At 59.4% G+C, this 16,677-nt stretch carries 17 protein-coding genes and 1 tRNA gene; 3 read left to right on the top strand and 15 right to left on the bottom strand.

Annotated elements, in window-relative coordinates; genetic code table 11:
- From hscA to trmJ, 8 genes are all read right to left on the bottom strand, one after another.
- Complete coding sequence (gene hscA, locus ACK59L_RS01995) at positions 1 to 1,866, bottom strand: Fe-S protein assembly chaperone HscA (protein ID WP_409271555.1); 1,866 nt, start codon at positions 1,864 to 1,866, stop codon at positions 1 to 3.
- Between the two features lie 42 nt (positions 1,867 to 1,908).
- Entirely contained in the window at positions 1,909 to 2,430 is a 522-nt protein-coding gene (gene hscB, locus ACK59L_RS01990) for a co-chaperone HscB (RefSeq protein ID WP_027913687.1), read from the bottom strand.
- A gap of 8 nt (positions 2,431 to 2,438) precedes the next feature.
- A complete protein-coding gene (gene iscA, locus ACK59L_RS01985; RefSeq protein ID WP_023533425.1) occupies positions 2,439 to 2,762 on the bottom strand; it encodes an iron-sulfur cluster assembly protein IscA in 324 nt (107 codons plus the stop codon).
- Positions 2,763 to 2,791: 29 nt separating this feature from the next.
- Positions 2,792 to 3,178 carry a Fe-S cluster assembly scaffold IscU gene (gene iscU, locus ACK59L_RS01980; protein ID WP_003248539.1) on the bottom strand — a complete coding sequence of 129 codons (387 nt, stop codon included), beginning with the start codon at positions 3,176 to 3,178 and terminating at the stop codon, positions 2,792 to 2,794.
- Between the two features lie 46 nt (positions 3,179 to 3,224).
- On the bottom strand, positions 3,225 to 4,439 hold the full coding sequence (locus ACK59L_RS01975; RefSeq protein ID WP_058637453.1) for an IscS subfamily cysteine desulfurase: 1,215 nt from the start codon (positions 4,437 to 4,439) through the stop codon (positions 3,225 to 3,227).
- 45 nt (positions 4,440 to 4,484) lie between these two features.
- Positions 4,485 to 4,976, bottom strand: coding sequence for a Fe-S cluster assembly transcriptional regulator IscR (gene iscR / locus ACK59L_RS01970; protein ID WP_023533322.1), 492 nt, complete (start codon positions 4,974 to 4,976; stop codon positions 4,485 to 4,487).
- Positions 4,977 to 5,158: 182 nt separating this feature from the next.
- The gene (gene cysE, locus ACK59L_RS01965) at positions 5,159 to 5,944 is read right to left on the bottom strand and encodes a serine O-acetyltransferase (protein ID WP_023533458.1); all 786 of its coding nucleotides are present in this window, start codon (positions 5,942 to 5,944) and stop codon (positions 5,159 to 5,161) included.
- A gap of 3 nt (positions 5,945 to 5,947) precedes the next feature.
- Positions 5,948 to 6,703: a tRNA (cytosine(32)/uridine(32)-2'-O)-methyltransferase TrmJ gene (trmJ, locus tag ACK59L_RS01960; protein WP_409271552.1), complete on the bottom strand. Its 756-nt coding sequence runs from the start codon at positions 6,701 to 6,703 to the stop codon at positions 5,948 to 5,950.
- 150 nt (positions 6,704 to 6,853) lie between these two features.
- On the opposite strand from trmJ, the gene suhB reads away from it, so the two are divergent.
- Positions 6,854 to 7,672 carry an inositol-phosphate phosphatase gene (gene suhB / locus ACK59L_RS01955; RefSeq protein ID WP_058604358.1) on the top strand — a complete coding sequence of 273 codons (819 nt, stop codon included), beginning with the start codon at positions 6,854 to 6,856 and terminating at the stop codon, positions 7,670 to 7,672.
- 102 nt (positions 7,673 to 7,774) lie between these two features.
- Here suhB and ACK59L_RS01950 read toward each other — a convergent pair whose 3' ends face one another.
- From ACK59L_RS01950 to queA, 6 genes are all read right to left on the bottom strand, one after another.
- The gene (locus ACK59L_RS01950; protein WP_058604497.1) at positions 7,775 to 8,317 is read right to left on the bottom strand and encodes a glycine zipper 2TM domain-containing protein; all 543 of its coding nucleotides are present in this window, start codon (positions 8,315 to 8,317) and stop codon (positions 7,775 to 7,777) included.
- 118 nt (positions 8,318 to 8,435) lie between these two features.
- A complete protein-coding gene (gene secF, locus ACK59L_RS01945; protein WP_058637451.1) occupies positions 8,436 to 9,344 on the bottom strand; it encodes a protein translocase subunit SecF in 909 nt (302 codons plus the stop codon).
- 10 nt (positions 9,345 to 9,354) lie between these two features.
- Complete coding sequence (gene secD / locus ACK59L_RS01940; RefSeq protein ID WP_027913681.1) at positions 9,355 to 11,217, bottom strand: protein translocase subunit SecD; 1,863 nt, start codon at positions 11,215 to 11,217, stop codon at positions 9,355 to 9,357.
- Between the two features lie 64 nt (positions 11,218 to 11,281).
- Positions 11,282 to 11,617 carry a preprotein translocase subunit YajC gene (gene yajC / locus ACK59L_RS01935; protein ID WP_023533309.1) on the bottom strand — a complete coding sequence of 112 codons (336 nt, stop codon included), beginning with the start codon at positions 11,615 to 11,617 and terminating at the stop codon, positions 11,282 to 11,284.
- A gap of 44 nt (positions 11,618 to 11,661) precedes the next feature.
- The gene (gene tgt, locus ACK59L_RS01930) at positions 11,662 to 12,777 is read right to left on the bottom strand and encodes a tRNA guanosine(34) transglycosylase Tgt (protein WP_167339778.1); all 1,116 of its coding nucleotides are present in this window, start codon (positions 12,775 to 12,777) and stop codon (positions 11,662 to 11,664) included.
- A 14-nt stretch (positions 12,778 to 12,791) separates the two neighbouring features.
- A complete protein-coding gene (gene queA, locus ACK59L_RS01925) occupies positions 12,792 to 13,841 on the bottom strand; it encodes a tRNA preQ1(34) S-adenosylmethionine ribosyltransferase-isomerase QueA (RefSeq protein WP_196136132.1) in 1,050 nt (349 codons plus the stop codon).
- A gap of 105 nt (positions 13,842 to 13,946) precedes the next feature.
- Here queA and ACK59L_RS01920 point away from each other — a divergent pair.
- A tRNA-Leu gene (locus ACK59L_RS01920) sits at positions 13,947 to 14,031 on the top strand.
- Positions 14,032 to 14,516: 485 nt separating this feature from the next.
- Complete coding sequence (locus tag ACK59L_RS01915; RefSeq protein WP_409271547.1) at positions 14,517 to 16,001, top strand: TIR domain-containing anti-phage reverse transcriptase; 1,485 nt, start codon at positions 14,517 to 14,519, stop codon at positions 15,999 to 16,001.
- Between the two features lie 212 nt (positions 16,002 to 16,213).
- Here the strand turns inward: ACK59L_RS01915 and ACK59L_RS01910 are convergent.
- On the bottom strand, positions 16,214 to 16,677 hold a 464-nt coding region (locus ACK59L_RS01910), incomplete at its 5' end, for a hypothetical protein (protein ID WP_409271545.1).

The following is a 16,677-nucleotide window of genomic DNA, read 5'->3' as shown; positions in this document are numbered from 1 at the left end:
TTACTCCTCGATCTCATTCAGGTTGCGCCCGGCCAGTGCGGCTTTGACCGTCGAATCAAGGCGTCGGGCGGCAAATGCGTCGGTCACCTGCGACAGACGCTTGGTCTGTTGCTCGATGGCAGCGCCATCGGTGCCCGCCAGCAAATCACGTAGTTCTTGCATCTGGAATTCAATGGCCTGGCGCTCTTCTTCGCTGAGCAAGCGCTGACCGTCGGCGTCCAGAGCGCCCTGCACCGCTTCAAGCAGCCGCTCGGCGTCCACCTGGTGCTCTCGCAACTGGCGGGCCTGCTTGTCGGTACCGGCATGCTCGAAGGAGTCCTTGAGCATGCGCGCGATTTCGCCATCGGTCAGGCCGTAGGACGGCTTGACCTGAATGCTGGCTTCCACGCCTGATGCCAGTTCGCGGGCAGCGACGCTGAGCAGGCCGTCGGCATCGACCTGGAAGGTGACGCGAATTTTCGCCGCCCCTGCCACCATGGCCGGGATGCCGCGCAGTTCAAAGCGCGCCAGTGACCGGCAATCGCTGATCAGTTCGCGCTCGCCCTGCAGCACATGGATCATCATGGCCGACTGGCCGTCTTTGTAGGTGGTGAATTCCTGAGCGCGCGCCACCGGGATGGTGGTGTTGCGCGGGATCACTTTCTCCATGAGCCCGCCCATGGTCTCAAGGCCCAGCGACAGTGGAATCACATCGAGCAGCAACAGCTCGCCGCCTTCGCGACGATTGCCGGCCAGGGTATCGGCCTGGATCGCGGCACCGATGGCCACGACCTGATCGGGGTCGATGGAGGTCAGCGGGCTACGACCGAACAGGCCACCGACGGCATCGCGAACCCGAGGCACGCGCGTGGAGCCACCTACCATGACCACGGCGCTCACTTCCTCGAGCTCGACACCGCTGTCACGCACGGCACGGCGGCAGGCCTTGAGGCTGCGCGCCACCAGCGGCTCGATCATCGCATCGAAACCGGCACGGGTGAGCTCACCCTGCCATGCGCCATGGGTGACGCTCACCACCTCGGCATCGGTCAACGCTTCCTTGGCGGCGCAAGCGGTCTGCAGCAGCGCACGCTGGGTAGCCGGATCGAGGTCGGAGGACAGGCCCGCCTGCTCGATGATCCAGCCTGCAATGGCGTGGTCGAAGTCATCGCCACCCAGGGCGGTATCGCCGCCGGTGGCCAGCACCTCGAACACCCCCGCCGTCAGGCGCAGGATGGAGATATCGAAGGTACCGCCACCCAGGTCGTAGATGGCGACCACGCCCTCGGCGTTCTGGTCAAGGCCATAGGCCACGGCGGCAGCAGTGGGTTCGTTGAGCAGACGCAGGACGTTCAGGCCAGCCAGGCGTGCCGCATCCTTGGTGGCTTGGCGCTGGGCGTCGTCGAAATAGGCTGGAACGGTGATCACCGCACCTACCAGTTCACCTCCCAACGTGGCTTCGGCGCGCTCGCGCAGCACCTTGAGGATGTCTGCCGACACCTGCACCGGGCTCTTGGGGCCCTGTACCGTGTCGATGAAGGGCATGTGCGATTCGCCACCGACGAAGCGGTAGGGCAACTGCTCGCCCAACTGCTTGACGTCGGCCAGGCCGCGGCCCATCAGGCGCTTGACCGACAGCACGGTGTTCAGCGGATCGCTGGAGGCGGCGTCACGCGCTGCTTGCCCGACGTCGCTGCCACCAGCTTCGAGGTAACGCACCGCCGAAGGCAGAATCACATTACCTTGCGCATCGGGCAGGGGCTCGCTGACGCCACTGCGCAGTGCAGCAACCAGGGAGTTGGTGGTGCCCAGGTCAATCCCTACCGCCAGGCGGCGCTCATGGGGCTGGGGCGTTTGACCGGGTTCGGCAATCTGCAATAGGGCCATGCTTATCTGAATACCTTAGGTGCCATCACGGGCAGCACCGGGTTAATCGTCGAGGCGCTCTTCCAGTTGGCGCACTTCTTGGGCGAGCTTGTCGAGGAATTGCATGCGGCGCATCAGGCGTTCGGCCTGTTCACGCGCGTCGGCAACATCCCAGCAGGCGGCGAAATCCTCGTTAAGCGTGTCCTGAGCAGCCTTCAGGCGCTTCTTGAACACGGCCACGCCATCGAGGTCGGCTTCGTCCTGGAGGTCTTCGAGCTCTTCACGCCACTGCATCTGCTGCAGCAGGAAATCCGGGTCATGGACCGTGACCTCCTGCGGCACTTCGTGGCCACCGATCGCCAACAAGTAGCGCGCACGGCGTGGCGCACTGCGCAGCGTCTGGTAGGCGTCGTTGAGGGCAGCGGATTTCTCCAGCGCGGAGCGTTGCTCGCGCTCGGAGGCGTCGGCAAACCGATCAGGATGGACTTCGCGGGCCAGCTCGCGGTAGCGAGTGGCCAGCATCTCCAGGTCCAGTCGAAAACTCGGCTGCAGGTCGAACAGTGCAAAATGACAAGGAGTACCCACGGCCTGCCTCAGACGTTGAAGCTTTCGCCGCAGCCACACTCACCGCGCACGTTGGGGTTGTTGAACTTGAACCCTTCGTTCAACCCTTCCTTGACGAAGTCCAGCTCGGTGCCGTCAAGATAGACCAGGCTCTTGGGATCGATGATCACCTTGACGCCATGGTTCTCGAACACCTGATCCTCGCCAGCCAGCTCGTCGACGAACTCCAGCACGTAGGCCAGGCCCGAGCAACCGGTGGTGCGTACGCCAAGGCGAATGCCTTCACCCTTGCCACGCCCTTCCAGGGAACGCCGCACATGGTTGGCGGCGGCTTCTGTCATGCTGATAGCCATGAGAACTCCTTACCTTGCAACGGGCGACGTTAGATCAAGCCTTTCTTCTGCTTGTAATCGCGAACAGCAGCCTTGATGGCATCTTCGGCGAGTACCGAGCAGTGGATCTTGACCGGCGGCAACGCCAGTTCTTCAGCCAGCTGCGTGTTCTTGATGGTCTCGGCTTCGTCCAGAGTCTTGCCCTTCATCCACTCGGTGGCCAGGGAGCTGGAAGCGATGGCCGAACCGCAGCCGTAGGTCTTGAACTTGGCGTCTTCGATCACGCCCTGCTCGTTGACCTTGATCTGCAGGCGCATCACGTCGCCACACGCCGGTGCGCCGACCATGCCGGTGCCGACATCCGGGTCCTCGGCATTCATCTTGCCGACGTTGCGCGGGTTTTCGTAGTGGTCGATGACCTTTTCACTGTATGCCATGGTGCAATTCCTTCCTCATCAGGGAGCCGCTCTTGCCGGCGACTGCTTAGTGGGCGGCCCACTCGATCTTGGAGATGTCGACGCCGTCTTTGTACATGTCCCAGAGTGGGGACAGTTCACGCAGCTTGTTCACGGCCTCGCAGACTTTCTGCGCGGCGTAGTCAACTTCTTCTTCAGTGGTGAAGCGGCCGAAGGAGAAGCGGATGGAGCTGTGTGCCAGCTCGTCGTTACGGCCCAGTGCACGCAGCACGTAGGACGGCTCGAGCGAGGCGGAGGTGCACGCCGAGCCGGACGAGACGGCGATGTCCTTGAGCGACATCAGCAGCGATTCGCCCTCGACATAGTTGAAGCTCAGGTTCAGGTTGTGCGGCACGCGAGCAGTCAGGCTACCGTTGACGTACAGCTCTTCGAGGCTGGAGACCTGCTTGAAGAAGCGGTCGCTCAAGGCCTTGATGCGTGCGTTTTCAGCCGCCATGTCCTGCTTGGCAATGGCGAATGCCTCGCCCATGCCGACAATCTGGTGAGTCGGCAGCGTACCCGAACGCATGCCGCGCTCATGACCACCGCCGTGCATGGCTGCCTCAAGGCGTACCCGCGGCTTGCGGCTGACATAGAGCGCGCCAATCCCCTTGGGGCCGTAGACCTTGTGCGCGGAGAACGACATCAGGTCGACCTTGAGCTTCTGCAGGTCGATTTCGACCTTGCCGGCAGACTGAGCGGCATCGACATGGAACAGCACGCCGCGCGAACGGGTCAGTTCACCGATGGCGGCGATGTCGTTGATCGAGCCGACTTCGTTGTTCACGTGCATCAGCGACACCAGGATGGTGTCGTCACGCAGGACCGCCTCGACCATGGCCGGGGTGACGATGCCATCTTCGCCCGGTTCCAGGTAGGTGACCTCGAACCCCTCACGCTCGAGCTGGCGAGCGGTATCGAGTACCGCCTTGTGCTCGATCTTGGAGGTGATGATGTGCTTGCCCTTGGTCTGATAGAAGTGCGCAACACCCTTCAGGGCCAGGTTGTCGGACTCGGTGGCACCGCTGGTCCAGACGATTTCGCGCGGGTCGGCATTGATCAGCTCGGCGACCTGGCGGCGACCGTTCTCGACCGCTTCCTCGGCCTTCCAGCCAAACACATGGGAACGCGAAGCCGGGTTACCGAAGTTACCGTCGGCCGTCAGGCACTCGGCCATCTTCTGGGCTACGCGTGGATCGACCGGGGTGGTCGCGGAGTAATCGAGGTAGATCGGCAACTTCATTTTTCTCTCCTATCAGGCGGTGGCGTCGCTCGTCGTCCCGAAGGATCAATCGACGGCGGACGTCTCAATCTTGTCCAGCGGGGCAGACAGACCGGCGACGCGACGCAGGTCCTGGCGCTGGGCGACTTCCTGCACCTCGCGGCGCATGACGAGGTCGGCCAGACTGATGCCACTGAGGAACTCGTGGATCTGCTGACTGAGGTCGCACCACAGGTGGTGGGTCAGGCAGGTATCACCGGCATGGCAGTCCCCGAGCCCTTGGCAGCGGGTGGCATCGACCGATTCGTTGACCGCGTCGATGACCTGGGCGACCTGGATGGTTTCCATGCCGCGCGACAGCTGGTAGCCGCCACCGGGGCCGCGAACACTGGAAACCAGGCTGCTGCGGCGCAGCTTGGCGAACAGCTGTTCCAGATAGGAAAGGGATATGCCCTGGCGCTCGGAGATGTCGGCCAAAGACACCGGCCCATGCTGCGCGTGCAACGCCAGGTCGAGCATGGCAGTCACGGCGTATCGGCCTTTGGTAGTCAGTCGCATGGCTATTGGGTACCACGGGAGTTACGGGATGTGTGCAAGTATGCGATTCCCGAGCATTTAAGTCAACTATTAGACCTAGTGCCTTAGTCGGGTTTGCATGAGGGGAGGCGGCCGCGATTGTAGCAGACACGGGGGCGATAACACACGCCCCTGTGCCAGACACCGCGCCTGGCGCGGCGGGATCAATGCGGCTGGATGTCGCGCTTGGCCAACTGCGCCTGTTCGGTGAAGTCATCCTCTGGCAGCGCAGGAAGCTCCTTGGCACAGTAATCGCTGCCCATTCGCGTGAGCGCCCCGCACATACCCTCCAGGCGCTCATCGACGGCCTGCAGGTGATCGAGCATCTGGCCAATGGCGCGGGCGACCGGGTCAGGCATATCGCCACTGACCCCGTAGGCATCGAAACCGATCTTCTCGGCCATGGCCTTGCGCCGTGCCTCGACATCGCCCTGCTCGTCCTTGACGATGATGCGCCCGGGGATGCCGACAGCCGTCGCACCGGCGGGCACGGCCTTGGTCACGACCGCGTTGGAACCGATCTTGGCCCCCGCGCCCACGGTGAATGGCCCCAGCACCTTCGCCCCTGCCCCGACCACCACGCCGTCTTCGAGCGTTGGGTGGCGCTTGCCTTTATTCCAGCTGGTGCCGCCCAGCGTTACGCCTTGGTAGAGCGTGACGTCGTCACCAATCTCGGCGGTTTCGCCAATGACGATGCCCATACCGTGGTCGATGAAGAACCGGCGACCGATGGTGGCGCCCGGGTGAATCTCGATACCGGTCAACCAGCGACCGAAGTTGGACACCAAGCGTGCCAGCCACTTGAAATCCCTTCGCCACAGGGCATTGCCCAACCGGTGCAGCCAGATGGCATGCATGCCGGGGTAGCAGGTCAGCACCTCGAAAGCGTTGCGCGCCGCCGGGTCACGGTGGAATACACTTTGAATATCTTCACGCAGACGTTCCAGCATCTGTCAGTCCTTCCGTTTATGCGGCTCACCCCGAACCACCTTCTGGGTCTCGGTAAGAATGCCGCGCAAAATGCTCATTTCCGTGCGCTCCACTGCCACCCGACCGTATAGCCGGCGAAGACGCGGCATCAGGTGCTTGGGCTTGTCGGGGTCAAGGAAACCAATGCCAACCAGGGTTTTCTCCAGGTGGTCGTAGAACAGCTCCATCTCATCCATGGTCGCCAAGGCATCGGCGTCGGGCTTCTCGACCTGGGCCGGCGAGCGGTCGGTCGCAAGGCTGGCCATGCGCACTTCATAGGCAAGCACCTGAACGGCTGCGGCCAGGTTCAGCGAACTGAAGTCCGGGTTGGACGGAATATGCACATGGAAGTGACATCGCTGCAGCTCTTCGTTGGTCAGCCCGGCATGCTCGCGCCCGAACACCAGGGCGATCTGCTCGCCCCCGGCGGCGTGCTGCACTGCCTTGTCGCCGCACTCCCGAGGGCCGATGAGCGGCCATGGGATGCTGCGCTCGCGTGCGCTGGTGCCCATTACCAGGTTGCAGCCGACCAACGCCTGCTCCAGGCTGTCGACAACGATGGCGTCATTGAGCACATCGTCCGCGCCGGAGGCGCGAGCACTGGCCTCTTCGGCAGGAAACTGCCTTGGCTGCACCAGCACCAGACGCGACAAGCCCATGTTCTTCATGGCGCGCGCAGCGCCGCCGATATTGCCGGGGTGGCTGGTATTGACCAGCACGACACGAATATTCTGCAGCAAGGTCTCGTGCTCACAGTGGCGGAAATCAGGGCCTGGAATCTTACAGAACCGACAGGCGTAACGCCACGCACGCGAATGCGCACTTCTGCCGCCCTATTTTTCTGATAGAATGTTCGGCTTTCTTCTTTAACATCTCCAGGTGACCCGCCCATGCAGCCTATGCTGAATATCGCCCTGCGCGCCGCTCGCAGCGCCAGTGAACTGATCTTCCGCTCCATCGAACGCCTGGATAGCATCAAGGTCGATGAGAAAGAGGCCAAGGACTACGTTTCCGAAGTCGATCGCGCCGCCGAACAGAGCATCGTCAATGCTCTGCGCAAGGCCTACCCGAACCACTCCATCCTGGGCGAGGAAACCGGCCTGCACGCCGGCTCCGGCGAAGAAGGCAAGGACTACCTGTGGGTCATCGACCCGCTGGACGGCACCACCAACTTCCTGCGCGGCATTCCGCACTTCGCCGTCAGCATCGCCTGCAAGTACCGTGGCCGCCTCGAACACGCCGTGATCGTCGACCCGGTTCGCCAGGAAGAATTCACCGCCAGCCGTGGCCGTGGCGCCCAGCTCAATGGTCGCCGCCTGCGCGTCAGCTCGCGTACCAGCCTGGACGGTGCCCTGCTGGGCACCGGCTTCCCGTTCCGGGACAACCAGATGGCCGACCTGGACAACTACCTGGGCATGTTCCGTAGCCTGATCGGCCAGACCGCCGGCATCCGCCGCGCTGGCTCGGCGAGCCTGGACCTGGCCTATGTTGCTGCAGGCCGTTTCGATGCATTCTGGGAGTCGGGCCTTTCCGAATGGGACATGGCCGCAGGCGTGCTCCTGATTCAGGAAGCGGGCGGCCTGGTGAGCGACTTCAATGGCGGCCATGACTTCCTCGACAAAGGCCACATCGTCGCCGGCAACATCAAGTGCTTCAAGGCAGTACTGACTGCCATCCAACCGCACCTGCCAGAAAGCATGAAGCGTTGAACGTTTGACGCAGGAAAACAAAAGCACCCCTCGGGGTGCTTTTTTTATGCCTGCCAGCCATGCATCAGTGGCGCCAGCACAGGGCCAACGCCGGCAGCAAGATCACTGACCCGCGTCGCTGAGAATCAGCTTGCCATTTTTGTCCACTGGAATGGTGGGCCCTGGCTCACGATTCATTTTCACCTGGCCGACCTGATCGCCGATGGTGTACTTGACGTTGTAGCCCACCACTTTTTCACTGACGTCATTGACCGTGTTGCAGCGGGTCTGGGTCGTGGTATAGGTGTCACGCTGCTGCATGCCCTCCTGCACCTTGTTGCCCGCATAACCACCACCCACCGCACCGGCCACGGTCGCGATTTTCTTGCCAGTGCCGCCGCCGATCTGGTTGCCCAACAGGCCACCGGCCAGCGCGCCGACCACGGTGCCGGCGATTTGATGCTGATCCTTGACTGGCGCCTGGCGAGTAACGGTCACGTCCTTGCACACTTCGCGCGGGGTCTTGACCTGCTGCTTGATCGGCTGCACGTCGGTGACCTGAGCATACTCAGGCCCTTTGTTCACCAAGCTGTAGGTCGCCACAGCACCTCCGGCAGTGACACCGACAGCACCTAGCACCGCACCCACCAGCATTGATTTATTCACGTGAACCTCCTGATCGTACATACGGGACTTGGCCCGCTTTCTCCTTGCCTTGGAGCAAAAAAAAGGGCGCGAGTTCAACACTCGCGCCCTTTCGTCCGCCAAGCGGAGCATCAGTGGGTCATGGACGGTCGTCCACACCCTCGGTCTTGGCCGGCGGAATCAGGTCTTCGCTGTTCAGGTTGAGCCAGATCAGCACCACGTTGGCGATATAGATCGACGAGTAGGTACCGGCCATGACGCCGATGAACAGTGCCAGCGAGAAGCCAAACAGGTTGTCACCGCCGAAGAACAGCAAGGCGGCAATGGCCAGCAAGGTGGACACCGAAGTCGCCACGGTACGCAGCAACGTCTGGGTGGTGGAGACGTTGATGTTTTCGATCAGAGACGCCTTGCGCATGACCCGGAAGTTCTCGCGCACCCGGTCGAACACGACAATGGTGTCGTTGAGCGAGTAGCCGATAATGGCCAGCACCGCCGCCAGCACCGTCAGGTCGAAGGTGATCTGGAAGAACGACAGAATGCCCAGGGTCACGATCACGTCGTGGATCAGCGAGATGATGGCCCCCACAGCGAATTTCCACTGGAAGCGGAACGCCAGGTAGATAAGGATGCCACCCAGCGCCAGGAGCATGCCCATGCCGCCCTGGTCACGCAGCTCTTCACCCACCTGCGGGCCGACGAACTCGACACGCTTGACGGTGGCAGGGTTGTCACCGCCTGCCTTCTGCAGGGCCGCGGCTACCTTGTTGCCCAGCTGCGGGTCGTCACCCGGCATGCGCACGAGCAGGTCGGTGGTGGCACCGAAGCTCTGCACCACCGCCTCGTGGAAACCCGACTCGACCAGCTCGGCCCGCACCGCCTTGAGATCGGCCGGGCGCTCATAGGTCAGCTCGATCAACGTGCCGCCGGTGAAGTCCAGGCCAAAGTTCAGGCCCTTTTGCCACCAGCTGAACAGGGCCAGCACGGTGAGCAGTACGGTGACGCCGAAGGCGACATTGCGTACGCCCATGAAATTGATGGTTTTCATCGCAGCTCCCTCAAACCCACAGCTTCTTGATGTCACGCCCGCCACAGGTCAGGTTGACCATTGCGCGGGTCACCATGACGGCGGTGAACATCGAGGTGAAAATCCCGAGGGACATGGTGACCGCAAAGCCCTTGACCGGGCCGGTACCCATGGCGAACAGGATACCGCCGACCAGCAGGCTGGTCAGGTTGGCGTCGATGATCGCGGTATAGGCGCGGTTGAAACCTTCATGGATGGCGCGCTGCACCGACATGCCGGCTTTGAGCTCTTCGCGGATACGCGAGAAGATCAGTACGTTGGCGTCCACCGCCATACCCATGGTCAGCACGATACCGGCAATACCCGGCAGGGTAAGGGTGGCGCCAAGCAACGACATCAGGGCCAGCAGCAGCACCATGTTACCCGCCAGGGCGATGGTGGCTATGACACCGAAGCCGCGGTAGATGGCAATGATGAACAACGAGACGAACAGCATACCCCACAGCGAGGCGTCGATGCCCTTGGTGATGTTGTCGGCACCCAGGCTTGGGCCGATGGTACGCTCTTCGGCAAAGTACATCGGTGCGGCCAGGCCACCAGCACGCAGCAGCAAAGCCAGCTCGGACGATTCGCCCTGGCCGTTCAGCCCCGTGATACGGAACTGGCTACCCAGCGGCGACTGGATGGTCGCCAGGCTGATGATCTTCTTCTCTTCCTGGAAGCTCTGGACCGCAACGTCCTTCTCGACACCGTCGACCGTCTGCTTCACGTAGCGCGTGACAGGCTTCTGCTCGATGAAGATCACCGCCATGCTGCGACCGACGTTGCTGCGGGTAGCGCGGCTCATCAGTTCGCCGCCATGCCCGTCCAGACGAATGTTCACTTGCGGGCGGCCATGCTCATCGAAACTGGCCTGGGCGTCGGTCACCTGGTCACCGGTGATGATCAGGCCACGCTCGACGGGCGCCGAACGCCCCCCTTCACGGAACTCGAACACTTCGGTGGTGGCTTTGGACGCGCCCGGCTCGGCACCGAAACGGAACTCCAGGTTCGCCGTCTTGCCCAGGATACGCTTGGCTTCGGCAGTGTCCTGCACACCCGGCAGCTCGACCACGATGCGGTTGGCGCCCTGGCGCTGCACCAGCGGCTCGGCGACGCCCAACTCGTTGACACGGTTGCGCACGGTGGTGAGGTTCTGCTTGATCGAGTATTCGCGAATCTCGGCCACTTTCGCCTGAGACAGCGCCAGACGCAGCACGGCGAGGTCGTTGCGCTCGGTGGTGGTCAGGTCGAAATCGTTGAAATTCTTGCGGATCAGGGCGCGTGCCTGTTCGCGTGTAGCATTGTCAGCAAAGCCGAGCATGATGCCGCCGTCCTGCTGCGGCAGGCTGCGGTAGCGGACCCGCTCCTTGCGCAGCAAGGTCTTGACCTCGCCTTCGTAGACTTTCATGCGGGCGCTCATGGCCTTGTCCATGTCCACTTCCAGCAGGAAGTGCACGCCACCAGACAGGTCCAGGCCCAGCTTCATGGGGCTGGCGCCCAGATTGCGCAACCACTGCGGGGTGGTTTGTGCCAGGTTCAGCGCCACGACATAGTCATCGCCCAGCGCCTTGCGCACCACATCCTTGGCGGGCAGCTGGTCTTCCTGATTGGTCAGACGAATCAGGCCACTGCCCTTCTCACCCAGGCTCACGCCTTTGACTGCGATGTTCGCATCGACCAGCGCCTTGCTGACGCGATCGAGATCGGCCTGGTTGACCTGCAGCGCCGAGCTGGCACCGCTGATCTGCACGGCCGGGTCATCCGGGTAGAGGTTGGGAGCGGAATAAATGAAACCGATCGCCAGTACCAGCAGGATCAGTGCGTATTTCCACAGAGGGTATTTGTTCAGCATCACGCCGCCCGTTCAAGACGCGGGGCGCGTTGCGCGCCCCGACTGGAAAAATGAAACCGGTAACTCAGATAGCCTTGAGCGTACCTTTTGGCAGGGTCGCGGCAATGGCGCCCTTCTGGAACTTCAGCTCGACAGTGTCGGACACTTCCAGCACCACGAAATCATCGGCCACTTTGACGATCTTGCCGGCGATACCGCCGTTGGTGACAACTTCGTCACCTTTTTGCAAGTTGCCCAGCAGGTTCTTCTGCTCTTTGGCGCGCTTGGCCTGTGGACGCCAGATCATCAGGTAGAAGATGACCAGGAAACCAACCAGGAAAATCCACTCGAAACCAGTACCGGCGGGGCCGGCGGCAGGGGCTGCAGCGTCCGCGTATGCGGCGGGGATCAAGAAGCTCATGGGTGCACTCCTAATGCAAATATTTTAATAATGGATGCAGACAGTCAGTCCAAGGGCGGTACAACAAGCCCGCGCTTGGCGTAGAAGGCGTCGACGAAGGCGGCCAATTTACCTTGTTGAATAGCCTCGCGTAAACCGGCCATCAAGCGCTGGTAATGGCGCAAGTTATGGATGGTATTCAACATGCTGCTGAGCATTTCGCCGCACTTGTCCAGGTGATGCAGATAGGCGCGGGAGAAGTTGCTGCAGGTGTAGCAATCACAGGTCGGATCCAGTGGCGATTCATCATGGCGATGGAACGCGTTGCGGATCTTGATCACCCCCGTGTCGACGAACAGGTGGCCGTTGCGCGCATTGCGCGTAGGCATCACGCAGTCGAACATGTCGACGCCGCGGCGCACACCCTCAACGAGATCCTCCGGTTTGCCTACCCCCATAAGGTAACGAGGTTTGTCAGCCGGCATTTGCCCTGGCAAGTAGTCCAGCACCTTGATCATCTCGTGCTTGGGCTCACCCACCGACAGACCGCCAATGGCCAGGCCGTCGAAGCCGATGTTCTCGAGCCCCTCCAGCGAGCGCATGCGCAGGTCCTGGTACATGCCGCCCTGAACGATGCCGAACAGCGCGGCGGTGTTGTCGCCATGGGCGTTCTTCGAGCGCTGGGCCCAGCGCAGCGACAGCTCCATGGAGGTACGGGCGATGTCGTGCTCGGCAGGGTACGGGGTGCACTCGTCGAAGATCATCACCACGTCCGAGCCCAGGTCGCGTTGCACCTGCATGGATTCCTCCGGGCCCATGAACACCTTGGAGCCGTCCACGGGAGAGGCGAAGGTCACGCCTTCTTCCTTGATCTTGCGCATGGCGCCCAGGCTGAAGACCTGGAAGCCACCGGAATCGGTAAGAATCGGGCCTTTCCACTGCATGAAATCGTGCAGGCCGTTGTGCTTCTTGATTACCTCGGTGCCTGGGCGCAGCCACAGGTGGAAGGTATTGCCCAGGATCATCTCGGCGCCAATGGCCTCAATGTCACGGGGCAACATGCCCTTGACCGTGCCATAGGTGCCCACCGGCATGAACGCCGGGGTTTCGACCGTGCCACGGGGGAAGGTGATGCGGCCACGACGGGCCTTGCCGTCGGTGGCCAGCAGTTCGAAGGACATTCGGCAGGTGCGACTCATGCTTGCTCCTCGGGGCCGCGAGGCGCCGGATTGCGGGTGATGAACATGGCATCACCGTAACTGAAGAAGCGGTACCCCTGCTCGACCGCCGCCGCGTAGGCAGCCATGGTCTCGGGGTAACCGGCGAAGGCCGAGACCAGCATCAGCAGCGTGGACTCGGGCAGGTGGAAGTTGGTGACCAGCGCATCGACCACGTGGAACGGGCGACCGGGGTAGATGAAGATATCGGTGTCACCGCTGAAGGGCTTGAGCTGGCCATCACGGGCAGCGCTTTCGAGCGACCGCACACTGGTGGTGCCCACGGCGATCACACGCCCGCCACGGGCGCGGCAGGCCTCGATGGCGTCGACCACAGCCTGGCTCACTTCGAGCCATTCCTTGTGCATGTGGTGGTCTTCGATCTTGTCGACCCGTACTGGCTGGAATGTGCCGGCCCCCACGTGGAGCGTGACGAACGCCCGCTCTACCCCCTTGGCGGCGATCTGCTCGAGCAGCGCTTCGTCGAAATGCAGGCCCGCCGTGGGGGCGGCGACAGCACCTGCCTTTTCGGCGTAGACCGTCTGGTAGCGCTCCCGGTCGGCGCCTTCGTCAGGGCGATCGATGTAGGGCGGCAGCGGCATGTGACCAACCCGGTCGAGCAACGGCAACACCTCTTCGGTGAAACGCAGCTCGAACAAGGTGTCATGGCGCGCGACCATTTCAGCTTCACCACCACCGTCCACCAGAATGACCGCGCCCACTTTGGGCGCCTTGCTCGCACGCACGTGAGCCAGCACGCGATGGCTGTCGAGCACACGCTCGACCAGCATTTCAAGCTTGCCCCCGGACGCCTTCTGGCCGAACAGCCGGGCCGGAATGACCCGGGTGTTGTTGAACACCATCAGGTCGCCAGGGCGCAGGTAGCCGAGCAGGTCGGGGAATTGCCGGTGCTCGAGTGCACCGCTTGGCCCATCGAGCACCAGCAGGCGGCTGCCATGGCGCTCGGCCAATGGATGGCGGGCGATCAGGGAATCGGGAAGTTCGAAGGAGAAATCGGCAACGCGCATGATGATGTTCGGTTCGGCAGGGCCGGGAAGTTTAGCCCAAGGAATGAAAATTGACCATGAAAGACGATTGACCGACCGACGGCACCTCTCTATACTGCGCGCCACGCCCTGATGGCGGAATTGGTAGACGCGGCGGATTCAAAATCCGTTTTCGAAAGGAGTGGGAGTTCGAGTCTCCCTCGGGGCACCATCATTTTCCTTGTAAATCAAGGACTTAGAGAAGGGGTAGAAAGAAATTTCTACCCCTTTTTCTATCCAAAAAATCTACCTTTTTCACTTCGTTTTCTCATTTTTCCTGCCCAAATCCCCGACCACGTCCGCTAGAGCGGGTGGGTTGGCCCGGTCGTGTCCTTCCTGCCAACGATGCGTATCAGCACCAGCTAGGGCCAAAGATAGGAAATCATCCAGCTTGTATAGACAAGAATAGGCGTGCTGGCAGCCTATCGACTAATGTCCTATTGCCATCCGACCGCATTTCAGGCATAAAGCTCGAAGCACCCCTCCAAGCTTTAACTATGCAGTGCAACCACTGCAATCATCGTTAATGTAAGGACATATGCTACTGTGAGTGACGTTGAGACTAATGATTCGCAATGTTATGAGTCTCGCGAGGCGTAAGGTAAATGGCGGGGGGTGCTACTTACTACTCCGGTAGCAGTCAGGCCGGAGAAAGCCTTGAAGCTACTTAATCCCCCTTCACGCTCTATTTTAAAACTCAGTTCCATTGATTCATTATGCGAACTGCTGGAAGTGAAAAAAGGGCATCTCCTTTATATCTGCTATAAACGAGCAGATGATCTAAAATACCAATCATTTGAAATGCCCAAAAAACGGGGCGGCTTCAGAAAAATTGATGTCCCTCAAAAAGGCTTAAGGGTAATTCAACAAAATCTCGCCAAGCTTCTCGAAGAGAATGTTGAATTTAAGTCATGTGTTCAGGGCTTCATCAAGAAGCGTGGCATACTGGAAAATGCCAACCTTCACAAGAAATCCAATTGGGTTTTAAACGTCGATATCAAAGACTTTTTTGGATCTATTAATTTCGGGCGTGTCCGAGCCGTTTTCATAGCAAAGCCATTTGAAATGCACCCCGACGTAGCAACTGTCATAGCCCAAATTTGTTGCTTCAATAACTACTTGCCTCAAGGTGCCGCCACCTCCCCTATTGTCTCCAACATTGTCGCGAGCACTCTGGACAACCGAATAATCAAACATATTCGAAGCCATCGCCTATTGTACTCCCGATATGCTGACGACATTACCATTTCAGCCAAACGAGTGTTTCCGCGAGAGATTGCTCACATTAGCGAGGGCAATACGATCATCGGGGAAGACCTTGCCAATATTTTCTCGCGAGCAAGCTTTGAAATCAATGACAAAAAAAGCAGGCTCCAGTCAAAATACAGCCGTCAAGAAGTAACAGGGCTGATTACAAATAAAAAAGTCAATGTCCCGGCGGAATACAAGCACAAACTCAGAACCGCAATCCACCACTGGATAGATAACCCAGTTGAAGCTGAGAGAAAATACTACATCGATATTCTAGGGTTAAAAGTCGAGGATGCTGAGCTTACTGGCGACGGCAGCAAGCTAAAGCGTAATATTTACGGCAGATTATCATTCCTTGCGATGGTGAAAGGTAATGATGATCCAACATACGTAAAGCTTATCCTTAAAATGGCTAAGCATGATCCAAGCCCCCCAAAATTTATCAAGCCTCTTAAGGAGCAATACCAGATGTATGACGTATTCCTATGTCACGCCTCCGAAGACAAAGCGGAAATTGTCGAGCCTTTGTACAACGAGCTAAACAAGCTCAATATTCATGCATTTTATGATGCAAAAGAAATCGGCTGGGGTGATTCCCTCATCGGGACAATCAATAAGGCACTTTTGAAATCGCGTTACGTCATCGCAGTGATGACTGATAAATCAGTTGGTAAAGCTTGGCCACAGCAAGAGATCAACTCGGTTCTGAACGGTGATATCTCGGGTGGAACCAAACGGCTCCTGCCGCTGATCCATGGCGACAAAGAAACCATCCTGGGCAACAATTTTTTGATGAACGACAAGCTCTATGTAGAGTGGAATAATAATCCCGCTGAAATCGCACAGAAGGTACAAGCGTTGCTGGCTCAGAAAGCAGAGCAAACGAATTGATCAAGGCGGTTATCCAAGCGGGGACTTGTACCCGCTTGGATAACTGGCAACACTCGCCAGCGGGCTAACTTGGGGCGTGCAGTGGCTCGCCAATCTGGGGGTATGCTTCGCATGAAAAGCAAAGGCCAGAAAAAGGGCCTAATCGTCATGGCCTTTAATCCTCTGGACGGAAAACGGAAAATTGACACAAAAAAAGCCTCTTTCGAGACTCTTTATATTTTGAGCATATCGACTACATCGCGATAATAGCTCTTGCTGTCATTGAATGTTGCCATGAACTCTATGTTATCGACCCGATACACAGGGTTAAAAAGTGATGGTCTTGTGGCCTTCTTTTCCTGACTTTCACACTCTTGATAGTCAAACTGCTTGGATGTTGTTATCAGCGTTAAATAGCCCATATTCACTTTGATTGTTTTGATGACCTTTCTGTTTTTCACAAGACTGATAGACACTCTATACTCTGTTCGCACTTCATGAAATTTGAAGAAGTCGTCAGGCTGTAACATCTCGTCAAAAGCCATCATCACAAATTTATCAGCAACAACGTTGTTGATTGGCTGGTCTGCTTTTGCGATATGCTGAGTTAACTTATGACACTTTGAAACAGACGACACAGCCTTAAACTTGTGCGTTTTAGTGAGTTTGATAGACACAGCATCATGCTCAAACTCAT

This window comes from Pseudomonas sp. KCJK9111, from assembly GCF_046231935.1.
Lineage (GTDB): Bacteria > Pseudomonadota > Gammaproteobacteria > Pseudomonadales > Pseudomonadaceae > Aquipseudomonas > Aquipseudomonas parafulva_B.
Note: the sequence above shows the minus strand (reverse complement) of the source record. Positions and strands in the feature narration are given on the sequence as shown.